The sequence below is a fragment of the Pseudomonas sp. 9.2(2024) genome, from assembly GCF_039695385.1.
GTDB lineage: Bacteria > Pseudomonadota > Gammaproteobacteria > Pseudomonadales > Pseudomonadaceae > Aquipseudomonas > Aquipseudomonas paraglycinae.
Window position 1 is genome coordinate 5,643,485 of sequence record NZ_CP155585.1, and the last position, 17,052, is coordinate 5,660,536.

Below are 17,052 nucleotides of genomic sequence, written 5' to 3' on the forward strand. Positions count from 1 at the left end.
CTGGCGGAGATCGTTCCCACGCTCTGCGTGGGAGTGCAGCCCAAGACGCTCTGCGTCCCATTCGAGAGCTGGAACGCGGAGCGTCCCTTGAGGCATTCCCACGCAGAGCGTGGGAACGATCAGGACACGGAACGAGCGATCGGGGGAGTTAGAGCCGGCCGTATTCCTGCGCCGTACGATCCAGCGCTTTCAACGTCTTACCCACCAACTCGTCAATCTCTTCACGACTGGCAATCAGCGCCGGCGCCATGATCATCCGCCCCAAGGTCGAGCGAATGATCACCCCCTCTTCAAAACCGATCGTGCGGCAGCGCCAGGCGATGTCGTTCTCATTGGCGAAGCGCTTGCGCGTGGCCTTGTCTTCGGCCAGTTGCAACGCCGCGACCATGCCCGTGCCCTGGATATCGCCCACCAGCGGGTGATTGCCGAACACCTCGCGCAGGCACTGTTGCAGGTACGGGCCGATGTCATCCTTGACCCGCGTCACCACGCCTTCATCGCGCAAGGCCTTGAGGTTGGCAATCGCCACCGCCGCCGCCACCGGGTGCCCGGAATAGGTCAGGCCGTGGGCGAACACACCGCCCTGCTCCACCAGCACGTCGGCCATTTTCTTCGACAGGATCAAACCACCCATCGGGATATAACCGGAGGTCAAACCCTTGGCGATAGACAAGGTATCCGGCTCGAAACCGAAGTATTCGTGGGCGAACCATTCGCCGGTGCGACCGAAGCCGCCGATCACTTCATCAGCACACAACAGCACGTCGTATTTGCGGCAGATGCGCTGGATTTCCGGCCAGTAGCTTTCCGGCGGGAAGATCATCCCGCCCGCACCCTGGAACGGTTCGGCGATGAACCCGGCGACCTTGTCGGCACCCAGCTCGAGGATCTTCGCTTCCAGTTGCTGTGCCGCCCGCAGGCCGAATTCAGCCGGGGTCAGGTTGCCTTCGTGGGCGAAGAAGTACGGCTCGTCGATGTGCGCGATGTCGGGAATCATCCCGCCCATTTCGTGCATGAACTTCATGCCGCCGAGGGCCGTCGCCGCCAGGGTCGAACCGTGATAACCGTTCCAGCGGCCGATCATGATTTTCTTCTCGGGCTTGCCCAGCACCTGCCAGTAACGGCGCACGGTACGGATCAGCACCTCGTTGGCCTCGGAGCCGGAGTTGGTGTAGATCGCGTGGCTGTAGTGCCCCGGCAGCAGGCTGAACAGCAGCTCGGAGAGCTCGATCACCTGCGGGTGGGTGGTGTGGAAAAACATGTTGTAGTACGGCAACTGCTCCAGTTGCCGGCTCGCCGCGGCGTTCAGATCCTTGCGCCCGTAGCCGAGGTTGGTGCACCACAGCCCGGACATGCCGTCGAGGTAACGCCGACCATCGTTGTCCCACAGATGCAGGCGGTCACCGCGCACCATCACCCGTGGGCCTTCGTCGTTGAGGGCCTTCTGGTCGACGAACGCATGAATGTGGTGCGCTGCATCGGCGGCCTGGTAGTCGCGGGTTTCACGTGAGGTGGTCATCGCCGGATCTCCTTTCTTGTTGTGAGCGGCTGTCATGAGCGCAGTTGAAACCAGGTGGTTTTCAACTGGGTGTATTTGTCGAACGAGTGCAGCGACAGATCGCGGCCGAAACCGGACTGCTTGCCACCGCCGAACGGCACGGTCACGTCCAGCGCATCGACGCTGTTGACCGACACCGTACCGGCTCGCAATTGCCGCGCCACCCGGTGCGCGCGGTGCAGATCATCGGTCCACAGCGACGCCGCCAGACCGTAGACGCTGTCGTTGGCCAGTTGCAGGGCGTGGGCCTCGTCATCGAACGGAATCACCGCCAGCACCGGGCCGAACACTTCTTCACGAAACAGGGTCATGTGCGGCTGCACGTCGGTGAAAATCGTGGGCTGAATGAAGTTGCCCGAACCGTTGAAACTTAGTTGCCGACCTCCGCAGACGCGGGTCGCGCCTTCACGCTCAGCCTGATGGATGAAGCGCAGAATGCTTTCGGTCTGACGAGTATCGACGATTGCCCCGGCCGCACTCGCCGGGTCCAGCGGATCGCCCGGCTGCCAACGTTCGGCCTGAGCCTTCAGGCGCTCGACGAACTGATCATGAATCGAGCGCTCCACCAGCAACCGCGAGTTGGCCGAGCAAACTTCGCCCTGATTGAAGAAGATCCCGAACGCGGCCTTCTGCGCCGCCAGATCCAGATCCTTGCAGTCGGCGAACACCAGATTGGCGCTCTTGCCGCCGCACTCCAGCCATACCTGCTTGAGGTTCGACTGCGCGGAGTACTGCATGAAATATTTGCCGACCTGAGTCGAGCCGGTGAACACCAGACAATCGACATCCGGGTGCAGGCCCAAAGCTTTGCCGGCCTGCTCTCCAAGCCCCGGCAGCACGTTCAGCACACCGGCCGGCAGCCCGGCTTCCAGCGCCAGCTCGGCCAGACGCAATGCGGAGAACGGTGATTGCTCGGCGGGTTTGAGGATCACCGAGTTGCCCGCCGCCAGCGCCGGTGCGAGTTTCCACGCGGCCATGTCCAGCGGGAAATTCCACGGCACCACGGCGGCGACCACGCCCAGCGCTTCGCGGGTGATGGTCGCCAGTACATTCGAGGCGCTCGGCGCGACCTGATCGTAGAGTTTGTCGAGGCTTTCGGCGTACCAGCGAAACACCCCGGCGGCGCCCGGGACGTCGATGTTGTAAGCGTCCATCACCGGCTTGCCCATGTTCAGCGAATCGAGCAGCGCCAGCTCTTCGCGATGGGCCAGAATCAGATCCGCCAGCCGCAGCAGCACTTGCTTGCGTTCGGTCGGTGAACGCCCGGCCCAGGTGCCTGCCTCGAACACCTGCCGCGCATTCTGCACCGCCGCGTCGACGTCCTCTTCACCGCACGCGGCGACGTTTGCCAGCAGCTGGCCGGTGGCCGGGTTGATCGCGGCAAAGGTCTGCCCCGACTGCGCCGCACGCAGTTTGCCGTTGATCACGGCCTGGTACGGATAGCTCAATTCAGCGGCCTTGCGCTGCCAGTCTGCAAGCTCGAACACGGTGGTTGCTCCTTGGACTTTTATTCTTTTGCGAACACTGCGCAGTCGATAGTCGCTCAGGCCCGTGCGAGCTAAAACCAGTAAAAATGTCTTCGCAGACAATAAAAAAGGTAACCAGCCGGTGGCCCCTTCGCGCGCGTATGGGGCTATTGTTCAGGGACAAAAAAACCGCCGACAGAACGGAGGCCGGCGGCTTACAAATTGCTTGGATGTGAAATCCGTTCGCTTTGAGGTTCACCGTGGCCGCTTACAACCTGCGTCAGTTGAAATACTTCATCACCACCGTCGAATGCGGCAGCGTCGCCGAAGCGTCGCGCAAGCTGTACATCGCGCAACCGGCGATTTCCACGGCGATCAAGGGGCTGGAAGACAGCTTCGGCGTGCAACTGCTGATCCGCCATCACGCCCAAGGCGTGTCGCTAACGCCTAGCGGCGCGCGGTTCTTCCGCAAGGCCCAGGAACTGCTGCGCATGGCCAAGGAGTTCGAACAGAACGCCCTCGCCGACAACGACGTGGTGGCCGGGCAGATCGATATCGGCTGTTTTGAAACGGTGGCGCCGCTGTACCTGCCGCAACTGATTGCCGGCTTCTCGGCGCTGTATCCGGGGGTGAAGATCCGCATCCGCGACGGCGAACAACAGGAACTGGTGCAAGGCCTGACCTCGGGCACCTTCGACCTGGCAATCCTCTACAAACACGACCTCGACGCCACCATCGAAACCGAACCCCTGATGCCGGCCCAACGGCCTTACGCCCTGCTCCCGGCAGATCACCGCTTCGCCCAGCTCAAGCAGGTTTCGCTGCGGGACTTGTGCCTGGAACCGATGATCCTGCTCGACGTGCAACCGAGCCGCACCTACTTCGTCAGCCTGTTCGAAGAACTCGGGCTGTCGCCACGCATCGATTTCAGCTCGCCGTCGATCGAAATGGTGCGCGGCATGGTCGGCCAGGGTTTCGGCTTCTCGATCCTGGTGACCCGCCCGCACTCGGAATGCACCTACGACGGCAAGAAAGTCGTGTGCGTGGACATCGTCGAAGACGTCACCGGCTCAGGCCTCGTGGCCGCATGGCTCAAACGCGGACAGTTGACCAAACCGGCGCAGTTGTTTGCCGATTATTGTCGGGAGCAGCTGACCGCGAAGGCCAGTCGCTGACCCTCACGTACCGCGCGGCTTGGCCCGGGCGGTGGCTTCAGCCACCAGCGGATCATCCGGCCAATAGTGCTTCGGATACCGCCCCTTCAGATCCTTCTTCACCTCGGCATAGGTGCTGCGCCAGAAGTTGCCCAGATCCTGCGTCACCTGCACCGGACGCCGTGCGGGCGACAGCAGGTGCAGCTTGACCACCTGCCGGCCGCCGGCGATGCGCGGTGTGTCGGCGAGGCCGAACAGCTCCTGCAAGCGCACGGCGAGAATCGGTGGCTGTTCGCTGTAGTCGAGTCGAATCGACGAGCCCGACGGCACGCTCAGGTGATGCGGTGCCTGTTCATCGAGCTGTTGCGGCAGTGGCCATGGCAGCAGATTGCGCACGATGCTCGACAGGTCGAGGTTGGCGAAATGACTGAGGCGCGAGACCTTGCCCAGGTACGGCATCAGCCAGTCTTCGAGGGTTTTCAGCAGGGTGGCGTCGCTGACATCCGGCCATTGGCTGTCGCCCTTGGCGTCAAGGTCGAGCTGGCGCAGCAAGGCGACTCGCGCCTGCCACTGGCGCAGTTCCGGAGTCCACGGCAGCAGTTCCAGACCTTTGCGCCGTACCAGATTGACCAGCGCCTGGCTGCGGGCGTTTTCGTCGAGACCGGTCAGCGGTTCGCGGCTGAGGATCAGTTCGCCGACCTTGCGTTGGCGCTCGGCGCGCAACACGCCTTCGCGTTCGTCCCAATCCAGTTGATCGACGTTGTGCACTTGTTCGGCCAGCACCGAATCGAACAGCGCCGGATCGAAATCTGCCGCCAGATAAATCCGTTCCTCACGCTGGCCCTGACGGCTGCCAAGGTCGGCGATGACGATCCACGGTTCCTTCATCAGGCTGTCGGCTTCGGCGAACAGCGCCGCGCGGCCGTTGGCCAGACGATATTCGGCACCACCGGCACGCCGCTGCTGAGCGACGCGGTCCGGGTAGGCCAGCGCCAGCAAGGCGCCGAGCCAGCGCGGGTGATCCGGATCGGCAACTGGTTCGCTGGCCTTGCCGCGCAGATAGCCGCGATATTGCCGCGCCAGTTGCCGGGCGCGCTGCACGCCGCCCTGGGCACCGCGCGCCGCGCGTTCTTCACCGGACAGCAGCACCAGACGACTGTGCAGATCAGCCCCCGCACCGCGCAAAATATCCCGTTCGCCGAGCAATGCAGCGACGTCGCACGCCATGTTCGCCAGCCCCAGTGCCTGACCGCGCAACAGCAAATGAGCGACGCGCGGGTGCGCCGGCAATTCGGCCATGGCCTGTCCATGGCGATTCAGGCTTTCACCGTCCAGCGCACCGAGGCGCTGCAACAAATCCTGAGCCTGTGCATAAGCGGCGGCCGGCGGCACGTCCAGCCAGATCAGATCACTCGGCGCCACGCCCCAGCGACCGAGTTGCAAAGCCAGCCCAGCCAGATCCGCCGACAGAATTTCCGCGCTGCCATAAGCCGCCAGCTGTTCATGCTGATCCTGCGACCACAGCCGATAACACACGCCCGGCTCCAGACGCCCGGCCCGACCCGCGCGCTGGGTGGCACTGGCTTTGGAGATGCGCTGAGTGTCGAGGCGGGTCATGCCGCTGCCCGGATCGAAACGCGGCACTCGCGCCAGCCCGGCGTCGATCACCACGCGTACACCGTTGATGGTCAGACTGGTCTCAGCGATGTTGGTGGCCAGCACCACTTTGCGTTGACCTGCCGGCGCCGGGTCGATGGCGGCACGCTGGGCATTCAGGTCGAGTTCGCCGTGCAACGGGCAGAGCATCACGTCGCTGCGCTCACCGATGACGTCCGCCAGTTGCTGATGAACCCGCCGGATTTCCGCCTGCCCCGGCAGAAACACCAACAGGCTGCCGGTTTCATCGTGCAGCGCTTCGAGCACCGTTTGCGTGACGCGTTGATCGATGTATTCGCCGGGCTGGAATGGCCGACCCCAGCGCATCGTCACCGGGAACATCCGGCCTTCGCTGCGCAGGATCGGCGCGTCGTCGAGCAACCCGGCCAGACGTTCGCCTTCAAGGGTGGCGGACATCAGCAGAATCTTCAGCGGTTGTTCAGCTCGAAACAGCTCGCGACCGTTCAGACTGAGGGCCAGCGCCAGATCGGCGTCGAGACTGCGTTCGTGAAATTCGTCGAAGATCAGCAGGCCCACGCCTTCCAGCGCCGGGTCGTCCTGCAGACGCCGGGTGAGGATGCCTTCGGTGACGACTTCGATGCGTGTGTTGGGGCCGACCTTGCTGTCGAGGCGGATGCGGTAACCGACGGTTTCACCGACCTTCTCGCCCAGCTCGCTGGCCAGCCGCTCCGCCGCTGCACGCGCCGCCAGTCGACGCGGTTCGAGCATGAGGATGGTCTGCCCGTTCAGCCACGCTTCATTGAGCAGGGCCAAGGGCACGCGGGTGGTTTTACCGGCGCCGGGCGGTGCTTCGAGCACGGCTTCGTGGCGTGTCGCCAACGCTTCACGCAGGGCGGGTAAAACTTCGTCGATCGGCAAAGAAATCATGCTGGCTCCCAAACAGAGCGGCGAGTATAACGGCGAACTGCCACGCGTTCGTCAGGGTCTTAACTTCACACGATGACGCTTCGTTAACAGATGACTCAGGAGATTCCCATGCGCTTACCTTTTCGCCTGATCGGCGGTGTACTGGTTGCCACCCTGCTCACTCAGATCACCGCGTGCGGTTCGATTTTCTACCCAGACCGGCGCGGCCAGATCGACGGCAAGATCGACCCGGCGATTGCCGTGCTCGATGCCGTGGGCCTGTTGTTCTATATCCTTCCCGGCGTGATCGCGTTTGCCGTGGACTTCGCCACCGGCGCGATCTACTTCGAACCGGGCCACACGGCGCAGGTCGATCCGGCCAAGCTCAAGCAAGCCATCGGCCCGGACGGTCAGGTCGATAACTTGAAGTTGCAGGCTATTCTCGAAACGGAGCTGGGCCGCAATCTGCCGCTGGACGACCCGCGCCTGATCCAGCACAAGGGCAGCACCCAGCAACTGGCGATGTTCGGCCTGCAACCTGCCGCTTAAGGAATAGACGCACCCATGACCACAAGCACCGAACACGCCCGCCTGCTGCGGCTGGCGACCCGCGCCTCGGTGGCGGTGGCCTGTACGCTGATCATCGCCAAAGCCATCGCCTGGTGGCTGAGCGGTTCGGTGAGCATGCTCGCCGGCCTCACCGACTCGGCCCTCGATGGCGTCACTTCGTTGCTCAATCTGCTGGCGGTGCATTACGCGCTGCGCCCGGCGGATGATGATCACCGTTATGGGCACGGCAAGGCCGAGTCTCTGGCGGGCATGGCACAGGCGTTATTCATTGGTGGCAGTGCGGTGCTGATCGCGTTTCAGGCTTATGAGCGTTTGAAAAATCCGGAGCCGCTCGGCGCGCCGTGGCTGAGCATTGGTGTGATCGTGTTTTCCCTGCTGCTGACTGTCGCGCTGTTGATGCTGCAGCATCGGGTCATCAAGCAGACCGGGTCCAACGCGGTGCGGGCGGATTCGCTGCATTACCGTTCGGACCTGTTGCTCAACGGCAGCATTCTGATTGCGCTGGTGTTGGCCGGATTGGGGTTCGATCAGCTGGATGCGTGGTTCGGTCTGGGAATTGCGGCGTACATTTTGTGGAGCGCGATTCAGATCGCCCGGGAAAGTTTTTCGGTGCTGATGGATGAAGAGCTGCCGACGGATGTCAGTCAGCACATGCTCGAACTGGCGTGCGGCGTGCCAGGCGTTTTGGGTGCGCATGATTTGCGCACGCGTATTTCCGGCAATCACTGGTTCGTGCAGTTGCACCTGGAATTGCCGGGGGAGCTGACGCTGTCAGTCGCCCATGGCATCAGCGATCAGGCGGCGGATGCGATTCACAAAGCCTACCCACGGGCCGAAGTGCTGGTGCACGCCGACCCGCAGGAAGTGGTCAAAGCCGCTCGGGCTCAGTAGTTGACCTGATAACCGCGACTGCTCAGGCAATTGCCCTGGGCCTGACGGTAGGCCTGCACCACTTCGGGTGCCGGTTGATAAGTCGCGGTGCGCGGATTGAAGCCGCTCTGCTGCACCGCGTACTGATAACACTCGTACCCGTCGCGTTGAACCTGCTCCGGTGACTGACCGTTGGCCGGATAGGCTTCCACGTCATAGCCATTGCCGGTCGGCTGCGGTGGCTGCTGCACCGGCGGCTCGACCACCACGTAATCCTGGGTCGCTTCCTGATACGCGTAGTACGAGCCAGCAGCGAGGAACAGCAGCGAACCGCCGATCCACACTTCCCGAGCGTAATCCGGCAGGTACTGGATGCGAATCCCGCGCGGCGGCTGAACCACGATGTAGCGCGGGCCTTGCGGGCGATACCAGTAGCCGCCGGAGTAGAAATAGTCCTGGCCGCGATACGGCACACGGTAATCCCGATCCGGGAAACGGTCGATCACATGACCCGGCCGGTATTGCGGACCCGGGCCCCAGCCGTTGCCATGCCCGTCCGGGCGACCCGGCCAGCGATTGTCGTTGGGGCGGTTGCCGGTCTGCCAGTTCTGGTGATAGCCGTTCTGCGGGCGCTCGTCGCGGTAGTAACCCTGACGGGGTTCCTGGGTCTGGCGCACGGTGTCGGGGCGCGGCTGGATCGGCAGGTCATTGGCCGGCAGTTGCGGCGGCGGTGGCGGCTGGCGCACCGGGTTGGGGTTGTAGGCCGGACGTGGCTGGTTCTGGTTCTGCCACTGGCCGTTGTTCGGTTGGCCGTGATTCTGCTGGCCGTTGTGCTCGAACTGGCGGCTGTTGTCGCCACGAATGATGTCGTTGTTCTGCCGCTGCGGATTATCTTGGCCGTGCTGCTGATTGCCGCCGCCATGGCCCTGATTGTTGCCCTGATGCTCCGGCCCGCGTCCGCCGCCGTCGGGGCCGCGATTCTGCGGTTCATCCGCCAGCGCTTGCGCACCGACACTCACACACAGCAAACCAACACTGGCCAGACGCCAGATGCGCGACTTCATGAAATTCCTCACTGCGGACTAGAGCCTGAAATTAAGAGGGCGTGTAGCTAAGACCGGGGATGAGTACACCGGGTTCTGCTACAGGTTATCAGTCACGTCATTTATTTATTGAGCGAGAAGAGTCAAATCGCGGGCAAGAAAAAAGGGAGACCCGTCGGCCTCCCTTCTAGAGAACTTCGTCCTGGCTCGACGCTTTTGACGTCGGCTCACCTCACGCCGTCTTCTGGACAGTGTGCAGCTCGGGGGCCGGCACAACCCCGGTGGGGGTGGCGGCCGCGGCAGGCCGGATTGGGCGGGCCGCGTGGACTGTGTTACCGAGCAGTGATTCTGGTGATAAGAATAGGCTCGGCGGCGCGACAGATGATTGCGAAGATTGCTCAAATAAACATCACTTGCGCAATTTTTAACCCTGGATAGATAATCCGCCGCAATAGTTAAGACAAAGGACCGTTTGATGAGCAAACTCGACCGTTACGACCTCAGTATTTTGGCGGAATTGCAGCGCGACGCCCGCATCTCCAACCAGGAACTGGCCGAGCGCATCGGTCTGTCGCCCTCCCCGTGCTCGCGCCGGGTCAAGCAACTGGAGGACGACGGCTATATCTCGCGTCAGGTCGCCCTACTTGATCGCAAGATGCTCGGCCTGAGCCTGACCGCCTACGTGCTGATCGGCATGGACCGGCACACGCCGGAGCGTTTCGAGAACTTCGAAGCGGCGATCCGCACCTTGCCGCAAGTGCTGGAATGCAGTCTGGTGACCGGGGTGGATGCCGACTATCAGCTGAAAGTGGTGGTGCCGGACATGGATCACTATCAGAAGCTGCTGCTGGGGCATCTGACCCGGATCGAAGGCGTAACCAGTGTGCGCTCGAGCTTTGTGCTGAATCAGGTGCTCAATAGCACCGAATTGCCTCTCACGCATCTGCGTAGCTGATCAAGAGCTGCCCTCATCGGAACGCCGCCCGCCCAGCCCTCTCCCGTAGGGAGAGGGGGGCCGACGGTGGGTTGCTCGAGAAGTACGCCGACCTGAACGCCCTGCTGTGAATCCATAATCGACTGGAAATTTCAGGTCGATGTATGACGCCAGACACCTCGGTCAGTCCCCTCTCCCCCCGGGAGAGGGTTAGGGTGAGGGCCAGTCGTCGGATCAGACCCAGATCAATGCCACCCCGCCCCCCTTGGCGTATACTCGCCGCGCCCTTTTAGCCCCGTGCGTGCCGGAGAACCCGATGGATCCAGCAGTATTTGAAGAATGGATGATGACCGGTCTGGTCAGCATCCTGATCATTTTCATGGGTTTCATCGTCTGGGATCTGGCGAAGAAGTCCAAGGCCGGGCGCTTTGGCTCGTTCATTCTGTTCTTCGTGCTGGGCCTTGGCGTGGCGGCATTCATCATCAAGAGCGTGGTGATCGGCCTGATTGAATCCGGCGCTTTATAAGCGCGCCGGCACTTCTTTCCACTGTCCCTGATCGAGCCCTTCGATCGTCCAGTCACCAATCCTGACCCGCACCAGCCGCAACGTCGGCAGCCCGACCGCCGCCGTCATCCGCCGCACCTGGCGGTTGCGTCCTTCGCGAATCACCAGTTCCAGCCAAGTTGTCGGAATGGTCGCGCGAAAGCGCACCGGTGGCTTGCGCGGCCACAGCTCGGGCTCATCCAGTTGCCGCGCTTCGGCGGGCAAGGTCATGCCGTCATTCAACTCGACGCCGTCACGCAGGCGCTGCAACTGCTCGGCTGTCGGCACGCCTTCGACCTGTACCCAATAGGTTTTCGCCAGTTTGTGCTTGGGGTCGGCGATCCGCGCCTGCAACTGGCCGTCGTTGGTCAGCAGCAGCAAACCTTCGCTGTCGCGGTCCAGCCGTCCGGCCGGATAAATGCCCGGAATGTCGATGTAATCCTTGAGCGTCGCCCGCCCTTCGCCGTCGCTGAATTGGGTCAGCACATCGAACGGTTTGTTGAACAGGATCAGCTTCGGTTCGGCCGGTGGTGCCTTGGCGACCCGGCGCGGGGCTGAAGAAGCTGGCTTCGCGCCGTGGCGGCGGGAAGGTGGACGTTGAGGACAGGACATAAGAGAGCAGACATTTAGCGATCAGGGCTGACAATGCTAGTGCCCCGACCGCCAAATGACCACGACAAACCGTTAGCGGAACGGCGGCTCGTCGAAGCTGCGCAGTTTGCGCGAGTGCAGCGAATTGAGTTCGGTGCGCAGCAGATCCACCGCTTCAATGCCGATCTTCAAGTGCTGGCTGACCGCACGCTCGTAGAACGCGTTGGCCGAACCCGGCAGCTTGATTTCGCTGTGCAGCGGCTTGTCCGATACACACAGCAACGTGCCGTACGGCACCCGCAGGCGATAACCCTGGGCGGCGATGGTGCCGCTTTCCATGTCCACGGCCACGGCGCGGGACAGGTTGATCAGCGGTCGTTCCTGAGCCCAGCGCAATTCCCAGTTACGGTCATCGTAGGTCAGCACAGTGCCGGTGCGCAGGCGCTTCTTCAGCTCTTCGCCTTTTTCGCCGGTGATGTTGGCCGCCGCTTGTTGCAGCGCCAGTTGCACTTCGGCCAGGGCCGGAATCGGAATGTTCGGCGGCACCACCCGGTCGAGAATCCCGTCGCGACGCATGTAGGCGTGAGCCAGCACGTAGTCGCCGATGGTCTGCGACTGACGCAGGCCGCCGCAGTGGCCGATCATCAGCCAGCAATGCGGACGCAGCACGGCCAGGTGGTCAGTGATGTTCTTGGCGTTGGACGGGCCGACGCCGATGTTCACCAAGGTCACGCCGTGGCCATCACTGGCGATGAGGTGATAGGCCGGCATCTGGTAACGGTGCCAGACCACACCGGCCGCAATCGCCGAGGCTTCGCCGTGATCCATGCCCTTTTCGATGATCACGTTGCCCGGCAAGACCATGCGTACGAAACGCGGGTCGCGGCGCAGTTGTTCCAGGCCATGGACGATGAACTGGTCGACATAACGGTGGTAGTTGGTCAGCAGAATCCACGGCTGCACATGGCGCCAGTCGCTGCCGGTGTAGTGCACCAGACGACGCAGCGAGAAGTCGACGCGCGCGGCGTCAAACAGCGCCAGCGGCAGCGGATCGGTGTTTTCCCAGTCGTATAGACCGTCGGCGATGCCATCGGTGGCGGCGGACAGGTCGGTACTCGGGAACACCCGCGCCAGCACGGCGGCGGTGACACCGGATCCGGCCAGTTCATCACCCTGCTCGACCACGTACGGGTACGGAATGTTCTGCTCGCTGACCCCGACTTCGACGGTCACGGTGAAGTCGTGCATCAGCGGCGTGAGCTGTTCCAGCAGGTATTTGCGAAACGCCGCTGGGTGAGTAACGGTCACGCTGTAGGTGCCCGGCAACTGCACCTTGGCGTAAGCGCGGGTGGTCTGCGGGACTTCGCCCTGGCAGTGGTAGGTCAGACGCAGTTCGGGATAACGGAACAGGGCACGTTGCTCGGCGTCGGGCTCGACGCGATCCTTGAGATAACGCTTGAGCGCCGAGTTCAGCGCCGTGGTGGCCCGCTCATGCAGCTCGGCGAGACGATCCACGGCCTGTTCGGCGGTTTGAACGACAATAAACGCTTCGGTCACGATCAGCTTCCTGTGTTCTGACTTGCAGAGCTTCATCTTGCCTGCATCGTGGCGTCACGGAAACAGTGGCGTTGTGGCTTTGTCGCGCTCCCCCTTCAGAAACCTTGCGGCGTAGAGCGGGCGACGATGGCTTCGACATCCAGTCCACGCGGCAACGCGCCGTAGGCCCGCCCGCCTCCGTTCAGACGACTGGCGATGAACGCATCGCTGACCGCCGAATTCCCGGCCTCCAGCAGCAACTTCGCTTGCAGTCCCAGAGCAATGTCTTCAGTCAGTTGCCGAGCGCGGTACTGAATGTCACCGGTGTCCTTGAACGACGCCTGCAATTGCTGGATGTGCGCAGCCAGTCGCTTGTCACCATGGCCATCACCCAACTCGCTGAACAACACATCAAGCACGCCCGGCTCTTTCGACAACGCCCGCAGCACGTCGAGGCATTGCACGTTGCCGGAGCCTTCCCACGTCGAGTTCACCGGCGCTTCGCGGTAAAGCCGCGGCAGGATGCTCTCCTCGACATAGCCAGCACCGCCCATGCACTCGGCGGCTTCGTTGATCATCCCCGGCGCGCGTTTGCAGATCCAGTACTTGCCCACCGCTGTTACCAACCGGGCGAACTGCGCTTCATGGCGTTCATCGAGATGATCCAGCGCCTTGCCCATGCGCAGGCTCAGCGCCAGCGCGGCTTCGCTTTCCAGCGCCAGATCGGCCAGCACGTTCTGCATCAGCGGTTGTTCACTGAGCAGTTTGCCACCGACCTTGCGATGGGCGCAGTGATGGCTGGCCTGGGTCAGCGCCTGACGCATCAGCGAGCTGGAGCCGACCATGCAATCGAAACGGGTCATGGCCACCATCTCGATGATGGTCGGCACGCCGCGCCCTTCATCGCCGACCATCCACGCCAGCGCGCCTCGGAATTCCACTTCGCTGGAAGCGTTGGACTGGTTGCCGAGCTTGTTTTTCAGGCGCTGGATGTAGAACTGATTGCGCGTGTCGTCCGGGCGATGGCGCGGCAGCAGGAAGCAGCTCAAGCCCTTGTCGGTTTGCGCCAGCGTCAGGAACGCATCGCACATCGGCGCCGAACAGAACCACTTGTGCCCCACCAGTTCATAGGCCTGGCCCGGGCCGCTGGCGCCGACCGGATAAGCTTTGGTGGTGTTGGCACGCACGTCGGTGCCGCCCTGTTTCTCGGTCATCGCCATGCCAATGGTGACGCCCGCCTTGTGGGCCATGCCGACATTGCGCGGGTCGTATTCGGTGGCGAGGATTTTCGGCAGCCATTGCTCAGCCAGATTCGGCTGCAAACGCATCGCGGGGACACTGGCGAAGGTCATGGTCAGCGGGCAACCACTGCCGGCTTCGGCCTGACTGTGCAGATAGGACATGGAAGCGCGGGCGACATGGGCGCCGTCCTGTGGATGAGCCCAGGGCAACGACGTCAAGCCATGTTCAATGGCGATGCGCATCAGCTCGTGATACGCCGGATGAAACTCCACCAGGTCGATGCGATGTCCATAGCGGTCATGACTGGCGAACACCGGTTTGTTCTGGTTGGCGAGGAACCCGGCCTCCATCAGCGGCCCGCCGGCCAGCGCGCCGTAGGCGTCGATCCGCGACTCGGCCCAGCCGGCACCGAACCGCCGCGACCACTCCTGCAACGGCAGGTCGATGCGGTATAGATTGGTGCCGTCCAGCGACGGTGGCTGGTTGGTGACTTCGTGAGTTTCGGCGAACTGATGCAGGTTCATGACGGGGCTCCTTGATCGGCCAGAGCTTCAGTTAAGCACCGCCCCCGAACCGATCAAAGTGTCATATCGGCCTAAATACCGGCGCTTTCACCCTATCAGCAACTCAACACCCGCCGCTGCATCGCAACCTGCAGATCCTCGAATTTCACCGGTTTGCTCAGATAATCGATCGAGCCACCCGACGCGCAATGCTCGCGATCCGCCCCCAGCGCGATCATGAACACCGGCAGATGGGCGCATCCCGGCAGGTCACGAATCTGGCAACACAGCGATGCCCCATCGAGCGGCGGCAACTGGCAGTCGATCAGCACGGCATCGAAGCGCTCGCGCTGCAAACAGTCGAGCGCCGCCGCGCCGTGGTCGGCGGTGCGCACGCGGAAACCGAGCTTGAGCAACATGCCGCGCATCACCAGTTGGTTGACGCTGTTGTCGTCCACCAGCAGCACGGTGCAATCCTGCGGCGCACGCACGGTGTCGCGGCTGAACGCGGGCACGGTTTCCACTTCCGGCAACTCAAACTCGACATCCAGTTGAAAGCGGCTGCCACTCCCCGGTTCGGAGCGGTGTGTGAGCTTGCCACCGAGCAACTCCACCAATTGACGGCAGATCGCCAGACCGACGCCCAGCCCGCCGTATTCGCGGGTCATCGAACCGTCGAGCTGGAAGAAGCGCTGATACATCGTCGCCTCGCCCAGATCGGTAAAACCGATGCCGGTGTCGATCACCGCAAAGGACAGCGCCAGCCGATTGTCCGTCGACGGTTTGCCCGTCACCCGCAATGCCAGACCGCCGACGCGGGTGAACTTGATCGCATTGTCCAGCAGGCACTCCAGGCATTGCGCGAGTTTGGCGCTGTCGCCATGCAGGCGATCCGGCAGGGTCGGCAGCACGTCGACCTTGAAGTCCAGCGACTTGCTCGAAGCGTTGCCATCGAACTGAATCCGCAACGCCTCGACCACCCCGCGCAGGCTGAAACTGCCCGGCGTCGCCTTGAGCTTGCCGGCCTGCAATTCGGTCAGGGTCAGGATGCCGTTGACCATGCGCATCATGTCCCGCGCCGAACCGGCGGCAGTCTGCTGGTATTGCTCCAGTTCCGGATCGAGTTCGACGGTCTGCATCAACTCGAGCGAACCGATCACCCCGTTCATGGGCGTGCGCAGTTCGTGGGTCAGGGTCGCGAGGAATTCGTCCTTGAGCTTGTTGCTGTGGGCCAGTTGCTGGTTCAGCACTTCAAGTTTCTGGCCGGCGTCGAACAGGGTCTGCGCCTGTTGTTCGCGCATCGCGTTGATGCGGTCGGCCAGGGCCAGCGACAGCAGCGCCACTTCGATGGCCGAGCCGATCTGGCTGGCGTACATGGTCAGGAACACATTCGGCAGCAGGCCCAGCACCATCATGGTGTTGACGATGCCGCCGATCAGGAACGCCGACCAGGCAATGATGAAATAGCGCGCCACCCGCAGGCCGCGCCACCAAGCGAGGATCCCGGCGGCGAAGATCACCACGGTGAAGGTCAGTGCCAGGGTCGTCGCCAGACGCAGGGCCAGGCCATAACTGGTCATCAACGACAGACCGATCACCACGGCGCCAAAAACAATCAGGGCGATCAACAGACGATCGAGCCAACGGCTGTGGTTCTTCGTCTGCAGGAAACTGCGGGCGAACTGGCTGCCGAAGAGCCCCGCGCAACCGATGAAGAACGGCGTGGCGGCGTTGGCCCACCACGGGTTGTCCGGCCAGAAATACTCGACCGCCGCGCCATTGACCGACAGCTGATAAAGGCCGAACGAGGCGATATAGAAGATGTAATAGAGGTAACTGGTGTCGCGCACGCTGAGGTAGATGAACAGGTTGTAGACCAGCATCCCCAGCAGCACGCCATAAATGATCCCCAGCACGTAGAGGCGCACCGGTTGGTCTTCGAGGTACGCGGTGCTCGACCACAACGTCACCGGCGCCTGGATCGAGCCTTCGCTGGACAACCGCAGATAAACGGTTCGTTGCTGATCCGGCTTGAACGCCAGGTCGAACAGGTAATTGTTCTGGCGGATCTCGCGACTGGCGAACGGCAAAGCGTCGCCGGTCTGCCGCACCAGACGGTAGTCGCCGGCGGCATCGGGCAGATACAGGTCGAGATGATCGAGCGGCGGATACGCCAGCTCCAGCAACCAGCTGCGCTGCGCCGACGGATTGGTCGGGCGGTAATGCAGGTCGATCTTCAGCCAGAACGCCGAGCGCGAATAACCGGCATTGAGCGTGGCTTTGTCATGGGGTTTGAAGTTTCCAGCGGCGGCTTGCGCGCGGACGTCAGCAATGCTCGCCAGACCGCTCGGGTCTTCGAACACTTGCAGGGATCGACCCAGCGGGAGGCTCTGGGTGAACTCGTCGAACTCGACGGCGCTTGCCAGCAGGGGCAAGCAGAACAGCAACATCAACAAATAGCGCATTGAAGCCCCAGCGTGGCTTGGCCGGTTGTGTCAGGAAGCCCCCCATTCCCTTT

General features: G+C 62.6%; 13 protein-coding genes. 5 read left to right on the plus strand and 8 right to left on the minus strand.

The features are described 5' to 3' along the window. Positions 1–148: 148 nt before the first annotated feature. A complete protein-coding gene (locus ABFB52_RS25500) occupies positions 149–1,519 on the minus strand; it encodes an aspartate aminotransferase family protein (protein WP_085703122.1) in 1,371 nt (456 codons plus the stop codon). A 32-nt stretch (positions 1,520–1,551) separates the two neighbouring features. Then, complete coding sequence (locus ABFB52_RS25505; RefSeq protein ID WP_129972483.1) at positions 1,552–3,045, minus strand: aldehyde dehydrogenase; 1,494 nt, start codon at positions 3,043–3,045, stop codon at positions 1,552–1,554. A 239-nt stretch (positions 3,046–3,284) separates the two neighbouring features. Between ABFB52_RS25505 and ABFB52_RS25510 the strand changes: the two genes are divergently transcribed. Beyond that, positions 3,285–4,199 carry a LysR substrate-binding domain-containing protein gene (locus ABFB52_RS25510; protein WP_085747763.1) on the plus strand — a complete coding sequence of 305 codons (915 nt, stop codon included), beginning with the start codon at positions 3,285–3,287 and terminating at the stop codon, positions 4,197–4,199. 3 nt (positions 4,200–4,202) lie between these two features. Here ABFB52_RS25510 and hrpB read toward each other — a convergent pair whose 3' ends face one another. Then, positions 4,203–6,722, minus strand: a complete 2,520-nt coding sequence (gene hrpB, locus ABFB52_RS25515) for an ATP-dependent helicase HrpB (RefSeq protein WP_129972484.1) — start codon at positions 6,720–6,722, stop codon at positions 4,203–4,205. Positions 6,723–6,830: 108 nt separating this feature from the next. Here hrpB and ABFB52_RS25520 point away from each other — a divergent pair, with 108 nt between their 5' ends. Further along, positions 6,831–7,250 (plus strand): hypothetical protein, encoded by a 420-nt coding sequence (locus ABFB52_RS25520; RefSeq protein WP_039771823.1) that lies wholly within the window; start codon positions 6,831–6,833, stop codon positions 7,248–7,250. A gap of 15 nt (positions 7,251–7,265) precedes the next feature. Next, positions 7,266–8,162, plus strand: coding sequence for a cation diffusion facilitator family transporter (locus ABFB52_RS25525; protein WP_102686358.1), 897 nt, complete (start codon positions 7,266–7,268; stop codon positions 8,160–8,162). On the opposite strand, the gene ABFB52_RS25530 is transcribed toward ABFB52_RS25525, so the two are convergent. Next, a complete protein-coding gene (locus ABFB52_RS25530) occupies positions 8,156–9,205 on the minus strand; it encodes a DUF6515 family protein (protein ID WP_102686359.1) in 1,050 nt (349 codons plus the stop codon). The genes ABFB52_RS25525 and ABFB52_RS25530 overlap by 7 nt on opposite strands. A gap of 454 nt (positions 9,206–9,659) precedes the next feature. Here ABFB52_RS25530 and ABFB52_RS25535 point away from each other — a divergent pair, with 454 nt between their 5' ends. Together ABFB52_RS25535 and ABFB52_RS25540 are read left to right on the plus strand one after the other, a co-directional pair. After that, positions 9,660–10,139, plus strand: a complete 480-nt coding sequence (locus ABFB52_RS25535; RefSeq protein WP_007909658.1) for an Lrp/AsnC family transcriptional regulator — start codon at positions 9,660–9,662, stop codon at positions 10,137–10,139. 295 nt (positions 10,140–10,434) lie between these two features. Then, on the plus strand, positions 10,435–10,644 hold the full coding sequence (locus ABFB52_RS25540; protein ID WP_003228500.1) for a DUF2788 domain-containing protein: 210 nt from the start codon (positions 10,435–10,437) through the stop codon (positions 10,642–10,644). On the opposite strand, the gene ABFB52_RS25545 is transcribed toward ABFB52_RS25540, so the two are convergent. From ABFB52_RS25545 to ABFB52_RS25560, 4 genes are all read right to left on the minus strand, one after another. Next, on the minus strand, positions 10,639–11,274 hold the full coding sequence (locus tag ABFB52_RS25545) for a pseudouridine synthase (protein ID WP_129972485.1): 636 nt from the start codon (positions 11,272–11,274) through the stop codon (positions 10,639–10,641). The two genes, ABFB52_RS25540 and ABFB52_RS25545, sit on opposite strands and share 6 nt — an antisense overlap. Positions 11,275–11,346: 72 nt before the next feature. Further along, complete coding sequence (gene amn, locus ABFB52_RS25550) at positions 11,347–12,846, minus strand: AMP nucleosidase (protein ID WP_162130486.1); 1,500 nt, start codon at positions 12,844–12,846, stop codon at positions 11,347–11,349. Positions 12,847–12,905: 59 nt separating this feature from the next. Further along, a complete protein-coding gene (locus tag ABFB52_RS25555; protein WP_129972486.1) occupies positions 12,906–14,555 on the minus strand; it encodes an acyl-CoA dehydrogenase family protein in 1,650 nt (549 codons plus the stop codon). Positions 14,556–14,650: 95 nt separating this feature from the next. Continuing rightward, positions 14,651–16,999: a hybrid sensor histidine kinase/response regulator gene (locus ABFB52_RS25560; RefSeq protein WP_102686361.1), complete on the minus strand. Its 2,349-nt coding sequence runs from the start codon at positions 16,997–16,999 to the stop codon at positions 14,651–14,653. Positions 17,000–17,052: the final 53 nt, after the last annotated feature.

What these genes read in the sequence shown, in the direction of transcription:
- ABFB52_RS25530 (WP_102686359.1), bottom strand. Translation starts at nt 9,205, where the DNA reads ATGAAGTCGCGCATCTGGCGTCTGGCCAGTGTTGGTTTGCTGTGTGTG.
- ABFB52_RS25500 (WP_085703122.1), bottom strand. Translation starts at nt 1,519, where the DNA reads ATGACCACCTCACGTGAAACCCGCGACTACCAGGCCGCCGATGCAGCG.
- ABFB52_RS25540 (WP_003228500.1), top strand. Translation starts at nt 10,435, where the DNA reads ATGGATCCAGCAGTATTTGAAGAATGGATGATGACCGGTCTGGTCAGC.
- ABFB52_RS25555 (WP_129972486.1), bottom strand. Translation starts at nt 14,555, where the DNA reads ATGAACCTGCATCAGTTCGCCGAAACTCACGAAGTCACCAACCAGCCA.
- amn (WP_162130486.1), bottom strand. Translation starts at nt 12,846, where the DNA reads ATGAAGCTCTGCAAGTCAGAACACAGGAAGCTGATCGTGACCGAAGCG.
- hrpB (WP_129972484.1), bottom strand. Translation starts at nt 6,722, where the DNA reads ATGATTTCTTTGCCGATCGACGAAGTTTTACCCGCCCTGCGTGAAGCG.
- ABFB52_RS25545 (WP_129972485.1), bottom strand. Translation starts at nt 11,274, where the DNA reads ATGTCCTGTCCTCAACGTCCACCTTCCCGCCGCCACGGCGCGAAGCCA.
- ABFB52_RS25535 (WP_007909658.1), top strand. Translation starts at nt 9,660, where the DNA reads ATGAGCAAACTCGACCGTTACGACCTCAGTATTTTGGCGGAATTGCAG.
- ABFB52_RS25525 (WP_102686358.1), top strand. Translation starts at nt 7,266, where the DNA reads ATGACCACAAGCACCGAACACGCCCGCCTGCTGCGGCTGGCGACCCGC.
- ABFB52_RS25560 (WP_102686361.1), bottom strand. Translation starts at nt 16,999, where the DNA reads ATGCGCTATTTGTTGATGTTGCTGTTCTGCTTGCCCCTGCTGGCAAGC.
- ABFB52_RS25520 (WP_039771823.1), top strand. Translation starts at nt 6,831, where the DNA reads ATGCGCTTACCTTTTCGCCTGATCGGCGGTGTACTGGTTGCCACCCTG.